17 protein-coding genes are annotated in these 13,181 nt (G+C 66.2%); 9 read left to right on the plus strand and 8 right to left on the minus strand.

Going from position 1 to position 13,181, the window contains the following annotated elements:
• Together ACESL5_RS08345 and ACESL5_RS08350 are read left to right on the plus strand one after the other, a co-directional pair.
• A partial coding sequence (locus tag ACESL5_RS08345) for a M16 family metallopeptidase (RefSeq protein ID WP_372592323.1) occupies window positions 1-403 on the plus strand: 403 nt, incomplete at its 5' end.
• 145 nt (window positions 404-548) lie between these two features.
• Window positions 549-881, plus strand: coding sequence for a hypothetical protein (locus ACESL5_RS08350; protein ID WP_372592324.1), 333 nt, complete (start codon window positions 549-551; stop codon window positions 879-881).
• Between the two features lie 124 nt (window positions 882-1,005).
• Here the strand turns inward: ACESL5_RS08350 and ACESL5_RS08355 are convergent, their stop codons facing one another.
• The 3 genes from ACESL5_RS08355 to ACESL5_RS08365 all read right to left on the minus strand — a co-directional run bounded on the left by ACESL5_RS08355 (window position 1,006) and on the right by ACESL5_RS08365 (window position 2,142).
• On the minus strand, window positions 1,006-1,494 hold the full coding sequence (locus ACESL5_RS08355) for an MgtC/SapB family protein (protein WP_372592325.1): 489 nt from the start codon (window positions 1,492-1,494) through the stop codon (window positions 1,006-1,008).
• A 118-nt stretch (window positions 1,495-1,612) separates the two neighbouring features.
• Entirely contained in the window at window positions 1,613-1,747 is a 135-nt protein-coding gene (locus ACESL5_RS08360) for a hypothetical protein (RefSeq protein ID WP_372592326.1), read from the minus strand.
• Window positions 1,744-2,142: a hypothetical protein gene (locus tag ACESL5_RS08365; RefSeq protein ID WP_372592327.1), complete on the minus strand. Its 399-nt coding sequence runs from the start codon at window positions 2,140-2,142 to the stop codon at window positions 1,744-1,746. The genes ACESL5_RS08360 and ACESL5_RS08365 overlap by 4 nt, the downstream gene beginning before the upstream one ends.
• Window positions 2,143-2,544: 402 nt before the next feature.
• Here ACESL5_RS08365 and ACESL5_RS08370 point away from each other — a divergent pair, with 402 nt between their 5' ends.
• Together ACESL5_RS08370 and ACESL5_RS08375 are read left to right on the plus strand one after the other, a co-directional pair.
• Window positions 2,545-3,069: a hypothetical protein gene (locus ACESL5_RS08370; protein ID WP_372592328.1), complete on the plus strand. Its 525-nt coding sequence runs from the start codon at window positions 2,545-2,547 to the stop codon at window positions 3,067-3,069.
• A 301-nt stretch (window positions 3,070-3,370) separates the two neighbouring features.
• Window positions 3,371-3,694, plus strand: coding sequence for a hypothetical protein (locus ACESL5_RS08375; protein WP_372592329.1), 324 nt, complete (start codon window positions 3,371-3,373; stop codon window positions 3,692-3,694).
• 120 nt (window positions 3,695-3,814) lie between these two features.
• Here ACESL5_RS08375 and ACESL5_RS08380 read toward each other — a convergent pair whose 3' ends face one another.
• Both ACESL5_RS08380 and ACESL5_RS08385 read right to left on the minus strand, forming a co-directional pair.
• The gene (locus tag ACESL5_RS08380; RefSeq protein ID WP_372592330.1) at window positions 3,815-4,345 is read right to left on the minus strand and encodes a hypothetical protein; all 531 of its coding nucleotides are present in this window, start codon (window positions 4,343-4,345) and stop codon (window positions 3,815-3,817) included.
• A gap of 110 nt (window positions 4,346-4,455) precedes the next feature.
• Complete coding sequence (locus ACESL5_RS08385) at window positions 4,456-4,941, minus strand: hypothetical protein (protein ID WP_372592331.1); 486 nt, start codon at window positions 4,939-4,941, stop codon at window positions 4,456-4,458.
• A gap of 296 nt (window positions 4,942-5,237) precedes the next feature.
• On the opposite strand from ACESL5_RS08385, the gene ACESL5_RS08390 reads away from it, so the two are divergent.
• From ACESL5_RS08390 to ACESL5_RS08410, 5 genes are all read left to right on the plus strand, one after another.
• Window positions 5,238-6,797 carry a phospholipase D family protein gene (locus ACESL5_RS08390; RefSeq protein WP_372592332.1) on the plus strand — a complete coding sequence of 520 codons (1,560 nt, stop codon included), beginning with the start codon at window positions 5,238-5,240 and terminating at the stop codon, window positions 6,795-6,797.
• A 102-nt stretch (window positions 6,798-6,899) separates the two neighbouring features.
• Window positions 6,900-7,505: a DNA polymerase ligase N-terminal domain-containing protein gene (locus tag ACESL5_RS08395; RefSeq protein WP_372592333.1), complete on the plus strand. Its 606-nt coding sequence runs from the start codon at window positions 6,900-6,902 to the stop codon at window positions 7,503-7,505.
• Window positions 7,498-8,508, plus strand: a complete 1,011-nt coding sequence (ligD, locus tag ACESL5_RS08400) for a non-homologous end-joining DNA ligase (RefSeq protein WP_372592334.1) — start codon at window positions 7,498-7,500, stop codon at window positions 8,506-8,508. The genes ACESL5_RS08395 and ligD (ACESL5_RS08400) overlap by 8 nt, the downstream gene beginning before the upstream one ends.
• Window positions 8,505-9,419, plus strand: coding sequence for a non-homologous end-joining DNA ligase (ligD, locus tag ACESL5_RS08405; RefSeq protein WP_372592335.1), 915 nt, complete (start codon window positions 8,505-8,507; stop codon window positions 9,417-9,419). Before ligD (ACESL5_RS08400) ends, ligD (ACESL5_RS08405) begins: the two co-directional genes overlap by 4 nt.
• Window positions 9,420-9,556: 137 nt before the next feature.
• A complete protein-coding gene (locus ACESL5_RS08410) occupies window positions 9,557-10,300 on the plus strand; it encodes a BON domain-containing protein (RefSeq protein ID WP_372592336.1) in 744 nt (247 codons plus the stop codon).
• Here ACESL5_RS08410 and ACESL5_RS08415 read toward each other — a convergent pair.
• The 3 genes from ACESL5_RS08415 to ACESL5_RS08425 form a co-directional block, all read right to left on the minus strand.
• Window positions 10,290-11,090, minus strand: coding sequence for an Fpg/Nei family DNA glycosylase (locus tag ACESL5_RS08415; protein WP_372592337.1), 801 nt, complete (start codon window positions 11,088-11,090; stop codon window positions 10,290-10,292). The two genes, ACESL5_RS08410 and ACESL5_RS08415, sit on opposite strands and share 11 nt — an antisense overlap.
• 4 nt (window positions 11,091-11,094) lie before the next feature.
• A complete protein-coding gene (gene polX / locus ACESL5_RS08420) occupies window positions 11,095-12,810 on the minus strand; it encodes a DNA polymerase/3'-5' exonuclease PolX (protein WP_372592338.1) in 1,716 nt (571 codons plus the stop codon).
• Window positions 12,811-12,977: 167 nt separating this feature from the next.
• Window positions 12,978-13,181, minus strand: a 204-nt coding sequence (locus ACESL5_RS08425; RefSeq protein ID WP_372592339.1) for a DksA/TraR family C4-type zinc finger protein, incomplete at its 5' end; no start/stop codon positions are given.

Consider the following 13,181-nt stretch of genomic DNA (forward strand, 5'->3'; position numbering starts at 1 on the left):
GGCCTACAGCACCTACAGCTACCTGCTGCCCCTGCGTGCCGGCGGCCGGTTCGTCATGGGCATCCAGACCCGCAATGACCAGGTCGAGCAGGCACTGGGACTGATGGCCGACGAGCTGAGCGGCTTCATCGAGGAAGGCCCCGGCGCCGAGGAACTGTCCGACTCTCAGGCAAACCTGATCGGCGGTTTCCCCATGCGACTGAACAGCAACCGAAAGATCACCGAACAGGTCGGTTCGCTGAGCTTCTTCGGCCTGCCGCTGAACTACTTCGATACCTACGTCGAACGGGTCGACTCACTCGGCGCCGACGACGTGCGCCAGGCCTTCGCCCGGCACGTCGATCCGGACAAGCGCATCGTGGTAATCGTCGGGCCGCAGGAACAGGACGAGAATGCCGAATGACGCAGAGGCCGCGCCGGATGGAACTTGAAACGATCCTTGCAACCCAATTCACGGACCCTATAAATGGACATCCCGGCGTAGAGGACGCGCACGGATCCGCGTCGTAACCGGGATGCCGCATCCCCATGAAACAAGGAGTATTCCCATGTCGGTACGCATTCCCGCCCTGATGGCAGCACTGATTCTTCCCGTCTCTGGCGCGATGGCCGGCGACCTGCACCGTGATGCCGCTGTCGGTGGCGCCATCGGCGGCGCGCTGGGTGGCGTTGTTGGCGCGGAGGTCGGCGGCCGCGACGGCGCCATCATCGGGTCGGGCGTCGGCGCGGCCGTCGGCACGGGGGTCACCACGCGCAACAGCCGTGATGATCGTTATTATCGCGACGACGGCCACCATGAGCGCCACCGCCACCGCGAGGGGCACGGCCACTCTCATGGCCGCTTCTGCCCGCCGGGCCAAGCCAAGAAGGGCCGTTGCTGAACGCCCCCCTGACGACAAGCAGGCCACCGAGCGATCGGTGGCCTGCTTTCGTTTCAGTCCGACCTGTTCACGTCAGGGGCACCCTCCAGTGCAACCACGGGATGGGCCCCGTCCGCGAGCCGACTTAACCGTCTTCGTCCCTGGTGGTCCGCGACGCGGCGCGTTCGCCCTCCTGGTCACCGTGGCCATTGAGCGCCTGCTTCGCCGGTGACAGCAGGCGCAAGCTGGCGAAGGTCACGATCGAGAGCAACAAGGCGATCTCGAAGTGATTCCACGCCACAGCCACCCCGATAGCCCCGGTGCTCCAGAGACTCGCCGCGGTGGCCGTACCGGTGGTGTGGCTTTGGCTCTTCAAGATGGCGCCGCCCCCGACAAAACCGATCCCGGTGATAATGCCCTGGAACACCCGTGCCTCGGCATCGCTGGAATCGAGCACGTTGATACCGACCAGCATGTAGGCGCAACTGGCGACCGCCACGAGGGGGAACGTGCGCAACCCCGCCGAGCGCGAATGTGCCTCGCGTTCCAAGGCTACCGGCAAGGCCAGCACGTAGGCCGCTGCCAGATAAGTCAGGTTCCAGTAGACCGAGGCCCAATCGATATCAAACGGCATCCACGGACTCCTTGCCAACGCATTGGCCAACTCGTTGGCCCGAGCAACTCTCCGAAACACACGCCCGGGTCATGCGCGGCCAACCATTGACGGGGCCAGGGTCGAAGCCGGCGCCGCATCAGAGGGATTCGGCCACCGTCTTGGAGTGGTGTTCGAGAAGTTCCTCGGCGCGGTGCTTCTCGTCCTCGTCGCGCGCGTGGACCACCACCGTCCACGGCCCGTGCTCGCTGGCATCCTCGGCCTCGGTGATCACCCGCTCATGGTCCGGGCGGATCGAGACCAGCCCCCGCCGAGCATGCCGATCGCGCCACCGACCACGGCGAAAACACCAAACACCCAGCCCGGCGTGGTCGTGGCCCAATCGAAGCCCGCACCGACCAGCACCCCGGCCAGGATCAAACCGGCGACAGCGCCGATCACGCCGAGCGCGGCATGGGAACGAAGGATCGTCGAAAAGATCGCGCCGATTTCCCTCTCGACCTTGCTCGAGAGCTCTCGACTGTGCGGCTTGACCAATTCGATCTGGTCCGAATCGAAACCGGCCTTGGCGGCCAGGGCGTTGACCGCATCGCGGGCACGACCGTAGTCGTTGAACACGGCACTGACCTTGTGGGGAAACCGTTCGCTGATGATCTCTGCCTGAGTCATGAACCAGCTCCTAATCCAGTTAATCGCCGAATTTCAACCAGAAACCCGTTCCTGTTCATCGGAGTTGTCACGGAGATAATAGTTCATAGAACGCGCACTAAAACGCAATCGACTAGGCCACTGAACATTCCATGACTGTCGAAAGGAGTGGATATTCACGCAGGGACTGCCTGAACGGGGAATACGGGAAGGGACTGGTGGTCCGTGCCGCTTGAAGCGGGTGACCAATTCGTGAAGCTCGCATGAATTCGTGGGGCGCTTCAAGCGCCACTGATCTGTAGCGGGCAGAGCACTGAACGGCAACGCCCGACTATCTGAACTACCTTCTTCTGTAGGAATCCCATTGACAGGACTCGAGCATTTTCCGAGCCCGTTAGGGATCGCCACAGAGGAGGGTATGTTATGGACCCTGCAGAAAACATTTCCGAACGTTTCCCGCACGTGGTCGACGCCGTATTCCATGACGAGCGCCGCGCCCGGGATGCGGCAAGCGCCCTGGCCGCCAAGGCCGGGCTGTCGAACGAGCAGATCGACGTGGTCGAGCCGAACGACCCCCAGCGGACGGAGAAGCTGGACCCGGAGTCGTCCGAGATTTCCCGGACCCTACTTCGTTCCAATGCCGCACTCGGCGTGATCGGCGCCGTCGTCGGCCTGATACTCGCCGGCATCCTGATCGGCGCCGGTTTCGATTTTGCGCAGACCCGGCCGGGCTGGGTCTACGGGATTCTCGCTGTGGTCGGCGGCCTGATCGGCATGCTGGGTGCCGGTATCGTGTCCGTTCGACTGGATCATGAGCGGGTGGTCGCTGAGACCCGTGAAGCGTCAACGCACGGCGAGTGGACGGTCGTCGCCCACGCCTATGACGAGGACGAGAAGCACCGCGCTGGCGAGCTCCTCAAGGAGTACTCCGGGACGGTCAGCCAGTAAAGGCCGGCCGAGCCAAGCAGCCCCACCACCGCGAGCACATCCTGACCATGCAGCCGGAAACGAAGCGCCCGATAACCCTGCTGATTGATACGCCGATAGAGCCGCTCGGCGCGCTGGGCATCCTCGCGTGACGGGCGGGATCGGAACGACGAGTGACGCAGAGGCCGCGGCGGATGGAACTTGAAACGATCCTTGCCATCCAATTCACGGACCCTTTTAATGGACATCTCGGCGTAGAGGACGCGCACGGATCCGCGTCGTAACCGGGATGCCGCATCCCAATGAAACAAGGAGTATTCCCATGTCGGTACGTATTCCTGCCCTGATGGCAGCACTGATTCTTCCCGTCTCTGGCGCGATGGCCGGCGACCTGCACACTGACGCGGCCATCGGCGGGGCGATTGGCGGCGCGCTCGGCGGTGTCGTCGGCGCCGAGGTCGGTGGCCGCGAGGGCGCAATCATCGGCTCCGGCGTCGGGGCTGCCGCCGGCACGGCAGTCAATACCCGAGACCACGCCGAGCCCAGGCAGTACCGCCACGAGCGGGACTATCGCCATACGCATGGTCACGGCGGCTCGCATGGTCGTTTCTGTCCGCCGGGTCAGGCCAAGAAAGGCCGCTGCTGAACCGACCATGGGCGTGACCCAGAAAACGCCCCGAAACATGCTTTCGGGGCGTTTTTTTGGTTGTCCTGCCCGAAAACCGCCTGACGCCGACGTCGGGTGATGACGGCCGGTGCCAGGGCATCAGAGCGAGTCGGTGACCCGCACCGAGTGCTCCTTGAGGACCTCGTCGGCGCGGTGCTTTTCGGGCTCGTCCCGGGCGTAGGCCACCACGGTCCACTGCCCACGTTCCGAGGCCTGCTCGGCCCTGAGGATGACCGGCTCGTGGTCCGGGCGGACCGACACCAGGCCTGCCGCCAGCAGGCCGATCACTGCCCCGACCGCACCCGCCAGGATGAACAGCCAGCCCGGCCTTGTGGTAGCGAATTCGAAGCCCGCGCCCCAGAACACCGCGGCCACGACCAGGCCGACGATGAAGCCGATTATCCCCAGCCCGACGTGGGAGCGCACGATGGTCCAGGCGATATTGGTCGTTTCATGCTCGACCTTGCGTTCAAGGCCGGGATCGTCCGGTCGAACGAGCTCGATCTGCTCCTGCTCCAGCTCCGCCTCGCTCCTGAGCGCCTCGCTGGCCTCGTCGGCCATGCTCTGGTTCGGAAACACCGCGCTCACGCGGTGAGGAAACTTCTCGCTAATGACGGCTGCCTGTGACATGACGCATCCTCCTTAGCTGGTGGCGACAATCGGGACGACACCCGACTCCCTCGCGCGTGGGAGTCGCCAGCGGATTCGGAGTTCAACATCGGATCGGGCGACCGGTGCGGTCAGGGGAAGTTGACGTGCGTCCGCGACTGGCCTCCGGCACGGACATTCAGGCTGAACTCGCGCGTTTCACCCGCGTAGCTGGCCTCCGCTCGATAACGCCCCTCGGGGAGGTCGACGTACATGATCGGCCCGTCGCTCTCGGCCTGGAAGACGACCGAGCCGTCACGATCACGCACGGTCAGTGCCACGCGCGAGACGAACGCACCGCGCTCGCCCCGGGAGAATTCCAGTCGTTGCGTGTAGTTCGCGCCGTGGCGGTCGAGCCACTCCCGTTCCGCCACCCCGATGCCGCCGGTCAGGTAGCGAATGTCGTTCGCCTCACGCTCGGTCAGGCTCACCTGCTCGACCTCCTGTTCGGTCGCCGGCTGACGTTCTTCTTCCGTGATCGGCTCCCAGCCTTCCTCGAGCCAGGGTTCGTCGTTGGCGGCGTGAGCCAGGGACAGGCCCAGAACGACCGCCGTTGTTGTCAGGATGATCCTGCGCATGACAATACCTCCTCGTCGATCAATGGAAGGAAAACGATCTCGGAACCTACAGTATTGGACAGGATCGATGATTTTTTCGTTCCCGGACCGGCAACCGCAGAGCCGGGAAACCACCGCCGAGGCCGGCGGGCCCTGCAAGCCAGCGTTTTATCACCGATCATTGAGGCGGGTGACGGACTCGGCGATCCCAAGGATTGCCCTGTAGGCCCGGTGGTCGTCGTACCGGGCCGCCTGGGTCTCCGCAGGGTAATCACCCGCCCCTCGCACCCATCGCACTCAGGAACAGGAACCGGTTGATGAAGCGACCCACCGGATTTACATGGATGATGACAGTGGCGACACTCGCCGCCTCCCTGGCCGGCTGCGCGCTCCCCACGCTGGAGGGTCGCAGCGTGTCGACTTCCCTCGAACCCGAGCAGGCGCGTGCCACCTCGCTCGGGCAGGCCATCTCGCCGGTGGTGAATGCCCACCCGGGCCAGACCGGCACCCGCCTGCTCTACCAGCCGCTGGACGCGTTCGCCACTTGGGCGCGACTGGCCCGGGAAGCCGAGTGCACGCTGGACATGCAGTACTACATCTGGAGCGCTGACGTCTCGGGCATCTGGCTGTTCGGCGAATTGCTGGATGCCGCCGAGCGTGACGTGCGTGTCCGCCTGCTCCTCGACGACATGGGTGTTACCGGCCTGGATCCGGAACTGGCCGCCCTCGATGCGCACCCGAACATCGAGGTGCGGCTCTTCAACCCCTTCGTGCTGCGCAACCAGTACAAGTGGCTCGGCTTTCTCACCGACCTTCCCCGCGTCAACCGCCGCATGCACGAGAAGGTGTTCATTGCCGACAACCAGGTAGTGATCATTGGCGGGCGGAACATCAACGACAAGTACTTCGGGGCCGAACAGAAGGCGATGTTCTTCGATCTCGACGTGCTGACGCTCGGACCGCTGGTGGACGAGGTCTCGCGCCGCTTCGACCGATTCTGGGCCAGCCCCTCGTCCTACCCGGTGGACCGCTTGCTACCCGCAGCGGAACCGGGCGTGGCCGAGCGTCTGGCCGAGTCGACCGACCCGTCGGCCCCGGGGCCGGCGGCGGCCGAATACCGCTCTGTACTGGAACGAACCGACCTGGACACCGCCCTGTTCGGCGAGGCAGGCGACCTCGTATGGACGCCCGCCATCCTGGTGGCCGACGAGCCGAGCAAGGGACTCGGCGCCCCGGAGGATCGCGACGAACTTCTGACCTACCAGCTCCGGGAGATCCTCAAGACCCCCACGACCTCCATCGATGTCATCTCGTCGTTCTTCGTGCCGACACCGACCGTCACCGAAACCCTGACCACGCTGGCCGGACGCGGCGTGCGCGTGCGCGTTCTCACCAATTCGCTGGAAGCCACCGACATGCCCCCCGTGCATGCCGGTTACTCCCGCTACCGCAAGGCCCTGGTCAAGGGCGGCGTCGAACTCTACGAGATGTACCCGCTGCCGGGAACCGATCCGGAATCCATCCGGCTCTCGCCCTTCGGCCACTCCGGCACCACACTGCATGCCAAGGCAATCATCGTGGACGGTCGGCAGGTCTTCCTCGGCTCCTACAACGTCGACCCGCGGTCGGTGAACCTCAATACCGAACTCGGGCTGGTGATCGACAGCCCCGAAATCGCCACCCAGATCGACCGCGTCTTCAACCAGAGCGTCCCCGCCACCGCCTACGAGGTAAGGATCGAGGGCGACGACCTCTACTGGCTCGAACGGACCGGCAATGGCGAAACCATCCGTCACGACGAGGAACCCGGGGCGGGGTTCATCAAGCGCGGGGCCGTGCTGCTGTTCTCGCTGATGCCGATCGAGTGGCTGTTGTGACGGCGGCGGTTCGCAGCCCTGGTTGCGGGAACGAATCCGCCCCTCTCCCGGTTCGCTTGCCTATAGTCGACCCAGGAACAACCGTACCGGAGGGGCGGCTCCATGAGTGGCAAACGCCTCAAGCGCTACCGCGAGAAGCGCGATCTCGGCAAGACGCCCGAACCCCGCGGCGGACATCGCTCGGGCAAGGGCGGTCGCCGATTCGTGATCCAGAAACACGATGCCAGCCGGCTTCACTACGACTTCCGTCTGGAGGTCGACGGCGTTCTGGTCTCGTGGGCGGTTCCGAAGGGGCCGTCGACCGACCCGGGCGAGCGTCGCCTGGCGGTGCGCACGGAAGACCACCCGCTGGACTACGCGACGTTCGAGGGCGTGATCCCGGAGGGGCAATACGGCGCCGGGGCCGTGATCGTCTGGGACACGGGCACCTACCGCAACCTGCGCGCCAACAAGGGACCGAACAGCCTGTCGATGCCCCGCTCGATCGAGGACGGCCTGGTCGAGGTCTGGCTCGAGGGCGAGAAACTCAAGGGCGGCTACGCGCTCAAGCGCCTCGAGGACCGCGAAGCCGACTGGTTGCTGATCAAGATGGACGACGAGGAGGCCGACGCCCGCCGCAACCCGGTGAGCACCGAGCCCGAGTCGGTGCTTAGCGGTCGGAGCGTGGAGCACGTCTACCGGGAACTGGAGGACGAGGAGCATGAGTGACTGGCGGCAGCGATTGTCCGGGGAGGATCGGGCCAGCCTGAAAAAGGCTGCCATGCCGAGCTGGACCCGGCCCATGCTCGCCACCCTCACCGACGAGCGCTTTTCCTCGAAGGACTGGATCTACGAGCGCAAGCTCGACGGCGAGCGCTGCCTGGTTTTCCGGGACGGCAAGGGCGTTCGCCTTTTCTCCCGCAACCGCAAGTCCCTCAACGCCACCTACCCCGAGCTCGTGGAGGTGCTGGAAAAGGCCGCCGGAAACGACTTCGTCGCCGATGGCGAGATCGTGGCCTTTTCCGGCGGACTGACCAGCTTCTCGCGCCTGCAGAAGCGCATCGGCATCACCGACGAGAAAGAGGCCCGGGAAAGCGGTGTCCGGGTCTGGATCTACCTGTTCGACCTGCTGCACTACGACGGCTTCGACCTCGAATCCCTGCCCCTGCGTGCGCGCAAGCGGATCCTGCGGCAGGAGCTGTCCTTCCGTGACGGGCTGCGCTTCACCCCGCACCGCAACGAGACGGGCGAGGCATTCTTCGACGAGGCCTGCCACAAGGGCTGGGAAGGCCTGATCGCCAAGCGAGCCGACTCGCCCTACCTCCACAGCCGCTCTCGCGACTGGCTCAAGTTCAAGTGCGTCAACCAGCAGGAATTCGTCATCGGCGGCTACACCGACCCGCAGGGCAGCCGCAAGGGTTTTGGCGCCCTGCTGCTGGGCTACTACGAGGACGGGGATCTGCGCTATGCCGGCCGCGTGGGGACCGGCTTCGACGAGTCCACCCTCGAGCGCCTGCACGAGGCGCTCCGTTCACGTGCCCGCAAGACGCCAGCGTTCGCCGACCCACCGGCAGATGCCGGCGGGCGGGTGCACTGGGTCAGCCCGACGCTGGTCGCCGAGGTCGGTTTCACCGAGTGGACGGACGAGGGATATCTCCGCCATCCGCGCTTCCTCGGCCTGCGCGACGACAAGGCGCCGGCCGACGTCCACCGCGAGGAGGCCTCGGGATGACACGGATCAACGGCCACGAGATCGACATCGACAACCGGGACAAGGCGCTGTTCCCGGGTGAAGCCATCACCAAGGGCGACGTGATCGACTACTACCGGGAGATCGCCGAGTACATCCTGCCGCACATCGAGGGCCGCCCGCTCACCCTGCAACGTTTCCCCGATGGCCTCGACGAGGATGGCTTCTACCAGCAACAGGTCCCCGAGCATTTCCCGGACTGGATCGACACCCGCTCGCTGCCCCGCGCCGACGGCAGCGAGCGGATCGACCACATCCTGTGCAACGACACGGCCAGCCTGGTCTACCTTGCGAACCTCGCCACGATCACCATTCATCGCTGGCTTGCCCGAGCACCTCGCTTCACCCGCCCCGATTGCCTGATCTTCGACCTGGACCCTGCCGGCGAAGACTTCACCCCGGTTCGGGATGCCGCCCGGCAGGTGGTCGAGCTGATGCAGACGCTGGAAGTCATGCCCTTCGTCATGACGACCGGTTCGCGCGGCCTGCACGTGATCGCCCCGCTCGCCCCGGAGCTCGACTTCGACGCAGTGCGCGAGATCGCCACGGGCATGGCCGGGCACCTCGCCGCCCGGCACCCCGAGACGCTGACCACCGAACAGCGCAAGGACAAGCGCCGCGGTCGCCTCTACCTGGACGTGATGCGCAACGCCTACGGCCAGACCGGTGTGGCGCCCTATTCCCTCCGGGCCCATCCCGGTGCGCCGGTGGCCACGCCGCTGTCGATCGACGAACTCGATCGGGGCGACCTCGGTCCGCAGGACTATCACATCGGCAATATTTTCCGTCGCTTGGGGCAGACGGGCGATCCCTGGGCGGACATCCGCCGGCACGCGGTCGACCCCCGCGGGCTCCGCGATCGCCTCGAGGCCCTGCGGAAGGACGACGGCTGAATGCCGTGTCAGCAGGGTCGCCCAAATCACCACGCGGCAATCCCCGGTTTCCTGATCTATCAATATGAGATCAGGGGACGAGCCACGACACGGTCGCCCCGCATCGTTCACGTCTACCCTCCAGCGAGGTCAGCCGCATGTCCGACCACAAACCCGATACGCCCGAGGCGCTCGAAGAGGCCCTGGCCGCCGCCTTCGAAACCGATCCGTGGATCAACCGGCACCATTCACCCATCCGTGTCTCGGTCGAGGGCGACCGGGTGATCCTCGAGGGCCGGGTGGAACACGTCGCCGCCATACGCCGCGCCCTGGCACTGGCCGAACAGCTCGCAGCCCCCCACCGGGCCGTCGAGGATCGGCTGAGACGTCGGCCGATCGAACCCATGGGGGACCGCGAACTCCGTGACGAGGCCGTGAATGCCTTCACCGGCGAACCGGTGTTTGCCGGCTACACGCTGCGGACGCACACCGGCGACAAGACCGAGACCATCCACGACGGCGGCCCGGATGCCGGCCGTATCCTCGTGGCCATCGAGGACCCGGGCACGATCACGCTGACCGGCTCGGTCGGCAGCCTGTCTCATCGCCGACTGGCCGAGGCACTGATGTGGTGGATCCGGGGCTGCGAGACGGTCGACAACTGCCTCGAGATCGACCCGCCGGAGGAGGACTCCGACGACGAGATCAACGACGCGGTGCGGATCGTGCTGGAAAAGGACCCGATGGTGCATGCCGACCTGCTGCGCATCGGCACCGCCGCGGCCATCGTGCATCTCGACGGCACGGTCGCCACCGAGGCAGAAAAACGCTTCGCGGTACTCGACTGCTTCTCCGTCCCCGGCGTCTACGACGTTCTCGATCGCCTGCAGGTCAACCGCTGACCTCGTCCGGCGCCTGGCAGTGCGGGCAGTACCACGCCGTCCGGCCACAGGCGCGCACGGTGTCCAGTGCCTCGCCACAGGCCGGGCACCGCCCACCCTCCCCGCGATTTGGCAACAGGTAGCCATCCGGTAACCGCGCCGGATCGGCCCCGGCGGCCACCGCACCCTCCAGCACCCGCTGCATGATCCCGTACACGCTTTCCGCCTGCGTTCCGTTGAGGGAGTTGCCAGCATGCTTCGGGTGAAGCCCGGCCTGGAACAGGATCTCGTCGCTATAGACGTTGCCGATGCCGGCGAGCCGAGCCTGGTCCATCAGCCAGCACTTGATCGCACCGCGGTACCCGCGCAGGCCGGAAACGAAGCTCTCGCGGTCAATCGCCAGTGCATCCGGTCCCAGTTCACGAGAGGCGGCAAATGCCTCGGGGCTCTCCGTCCAGCCGATCATGCCCAGGCGACGCGGCGAGTCGTAGGCGACACCACCGTGGTCGAAGGTGACCACCAGGCCGGCATGTTCGGGTTGCGCGCCCTTCCCCTCGAGCATCACCAGGGTGCCACTCATGCCGAAGTGCAGCACCAGCCAGCCGTCGCGACCCTCGCGTGCGGTGAACAGGTACTTGCCGTGACGCCGCGTCTCGACCAGGGAGTGGTTCTTGAGGAGCCGGCCCAGGGACTGAGGCGAGATGTCGGCCAGCAGGTCCGGGGCGCTCACCGTTGTGCGGCGCACCGGGCGGCCCAGGCCGTGTGCGTCCAGGGTCCGGCGGAAGGTCTCGACGTCGGGTAGCTCGGGCATGGTGTCAACCGACCAGCTTGCGCAGGGCGGAAAGCCCCCGCGTGTTGATGACGTCGTCTGCCGAGAGCCAGCCGCGGCGCGCCTGGGTGACCCCGAACCGCATGGCTCCAAGCTGGGTGTCGGCGTGGGCGTCGGTGGATATGGCAACCTTCACGCCGTGCTCGCGGGCGAGCATGCAGGCGGCATCGTCCAGGTCCAGGCGAGACGGCTGGGCGTTGACCTCGAGAAAGCAGCCGCGCTCGGCCGCCGCCCGGACCACCTGCCCCATATCGATGGCGTAGGGACGGCGCTGGTTGATCAACCGCCCGGTAGGATGGCCGAGAATGGTGAAATGCGGGTTCTCCATCGCGCGGAGGACCCGCTCGGTCTGCTGCTTCTCCGGGAGGTTGAAGCGCGAGTGGATCGAGCAGACGGTCAGATCCAGCCGGTCGAGCACGTCGTCGGGCAGGTCGAGCCGCCCGTCGGCGAGGATGTCGACCTCGATGCCCTTGAGGACCGTGATGCCATCGAGCTCCTCGTTCAGCCGATCGATGGCGTCCACCTGCGCGAGCAGCCGGTCTGCATCCAGGCCGTTGGCCACGCGCACGGCCTTCGAATGGTCGGTGATCGCCAGGTACTCGTAGCCCCTCGCCCGCGCCGCTCGCACCATGGTTTCCAGATCGTGCTGACCGTCGGTGGCATCGGTGTGGCAATGAAGGTCGCCACGGATGCCCTCCAGCCGGACCAGTTCCGGCAACCGGCCCTTCTCCGCGGCCTTGATCTCGCCGCGGTCCTCGCGCAGTTCCGGCACGATGAACGGTAGCCCGACTGCCTCGAAGACCTCCGCCTCGGTTCGGCCGGCGATCCGTTTGGCGCCCCGGTATACCCCGTACTCGTTGATCTTCAGGCCGCGATCGACACCGCGCCTTCGTACGGCGATGTTGTGGGCTTTCGACCCGGTGAAGTAATGCAGTGCCGCCCCGGCACCGACTGCCGGGACCACCCTCAGGTCGACCTGGAGCCCCGAGCGCAGGTGGACGGTCGACCGCGTGGTCCCGTGGGAGACCACCCGGCGCACGTCGTCGTGGGTGACGAAGCGATCCATGACCGGGGAATCCTTGCGACAGGTGACCAGGATGTCGAGATCGCCGACGGTCTGCTTGCCCCGGCGGTAGCTGCCCGCCAGCCAGACCTTCTTGACGCCCTCCACACCCCGCAGCCACTCGGCCAGGGGCTCGGCGACCTCCTCGGCGTCCGCCCATCGCATGCGCTTGTCGCCATCCTTCAGCGACTCGATCCCCGCGGCAATCGTGTCCTCGAGCTTCTTGCCGAAACCCTCGAGTTCGTGCACCCGCCCCGATTCGACGGCACGGGTGAGGTCATCGAGGCTGCGGATACCGAGCTCGTGGTAGAGCTGCCCCACCCGCCTGGGGCCCAGCCCCTCGATCTCGGTCATCTCGGCCAGCGCCGCTGGCACCCGTGCCTCGACCTCTTTCAGCATCGGCAACTCGCCGGTGTCTACCAGCGTGGCGATCTTCTCGGCCAGGTCCTTGCCGATGCCCGGCAATTCGGCGAGGTCATGCCCGTCGGCGAGCAGGGTTGCCATCTGCTCGGAATGCCCCTCGATCAGGCGCGCGGCATTCCGATAGGCACGAACGCGAAAGGGATTGGAGCCCTCGATCTCCAGCAGGGTCGCCAGACGGTCGAAGCAGGCCGCGATCTCGCGGTTGTGCACGCTCATCGGCGGCCTCCCCGGCGCCGGTCGGGCGAGCTGCGGGGCTGGTGCGGCATCGCGGACGTATCGTTCATCACGGGCCTCCCTGAATCCACGTCATCGGCCAAGCGTAGTCCAGTCACCCCCGTGCAAACGTGGAAACCGAGCGAGCGGATGGCAGCCCGCCGGATGGTTCAGCGAAGCTGGCTGTCCTTGGATCCGCGGCGATTGTAGGGCGAGGCGGTTTCCTGGGCCTCGTCCCGCTCGGACTGGCAGGCCACGCACAGGCGCACACCCGCCAGGGCCCGGCGGCGGGCCTCGGGAATCGGCTCACCGCATTCCTCGCACTCCTGCAGGCTCTCGCCTGCCGGGATCTCGCTGCGCACGCGCTGCAGCGC

The organism is Guyparkeria sp. (assembly GCF_041687595.1).
GTDB lineage: Bacteria > Pseudomonadota > Gammaproteobacteria > Halothiobacillales > Halothiobacillaceae > Guyparkeria.

Bases quoted from the DNA above. Each gene is read 5' to 3' on its own strand.
- ACESL5_RS08350 (WP_372592324.1), top strand. From the start codon at position 549: ATGTCGGTACGCATTCCCGCCCTGATGGCAGCACTGATTCTTCCCGTC.
- ACESL5_RS08390 (WP_372592332.1), top strand. From the start codon at position 5,238: ATGAAGCGACCCACCGGATTTACATGGATGATGACAGTGGCGACACTC.
- ACESL5_RS08370 (WP_372592328.1), top strand. From the start codon at position 2,545: ATGGACCCTGCAGAAAACATTTCCGAACGTTTCCCGCACGTGGTCGAC.
- polX (WP_372592338.1), bottom strand. From the start codon at position 12,810: ATGAGCGTGCACAACCGCGAGATCGCGGCCTGCTTCGACCGTCTGGCG.
- ACESL5_RS08395 (WP_372592333.1), top strand. From the start codon at position 6,900: ATGAGTGGCAAACGCCTCAAGCGCTACCGCGAGAAGCGCGATCTCGGC.
- ACESL5_RS08365 (WP_372592327.1), bottom strand. From the start codon at position 2,142: ATGACTCAGGCAGAGATCATCAGCGAACGGTTTCCCCACAAGGTCAGT.
- ligD (WP_372592334.1), top strand. From the start codon at position 7,498: ATGAGTGACTGGCGGCAGCGATTGTCCGGGGAGGATCGGGCCAGCCTG.
- ACESL5_RS08385 (WP_372592331.1), bottom strand. From the start codon at position 4,941: ATGCGCAGGATCATCCTGACAACAACGGCGGTCGTTCTGGGCCTGTCC.
- ACESL5_RS08375 (WP_372592329.1), top strand. From the start codon at position 3,371: ATGTCGGTACGTATTCCTGCCCTGATGGCAGCACTGATTCTTCCCGTC.
- ACESL5_RS08355 (WP_372592325.1), bottom strand. From the start codon at position 1,494: ATGCCGTTTGATATCGATTGGGCCTCGGTCTACTGGAACCTGACTTAT.
- ACESL5_RS08410 (WP_372592336.1), top strand. From the start codon at position 9,557: ATGTCCGACCACAAACCCGATACGCCCGAGGCGCTCGAAGAGGCCCTG.
- ACESL5_RS08380 (WP_372592330.1), bottom strand. From the start codon at position 4,345: ATGTCACAGGCAGCCGTCATTAGCGAGAAGTTTCCTCACCGCGTGAGC.
- ligD (WP_372592335.1), top strand. From the start codon at position 8,505: ATGACACGGATCAACGGCCACGAGATCGACATCGACAACCGGGACAAG.
- ACESL5_RS08415 (WP_372592337.1), bottom strand. From the start codon at position 11,090: ATGCCCGAGCTACCCGACGTCGAGACCTTCCGCCGGACCCTGGACGCA.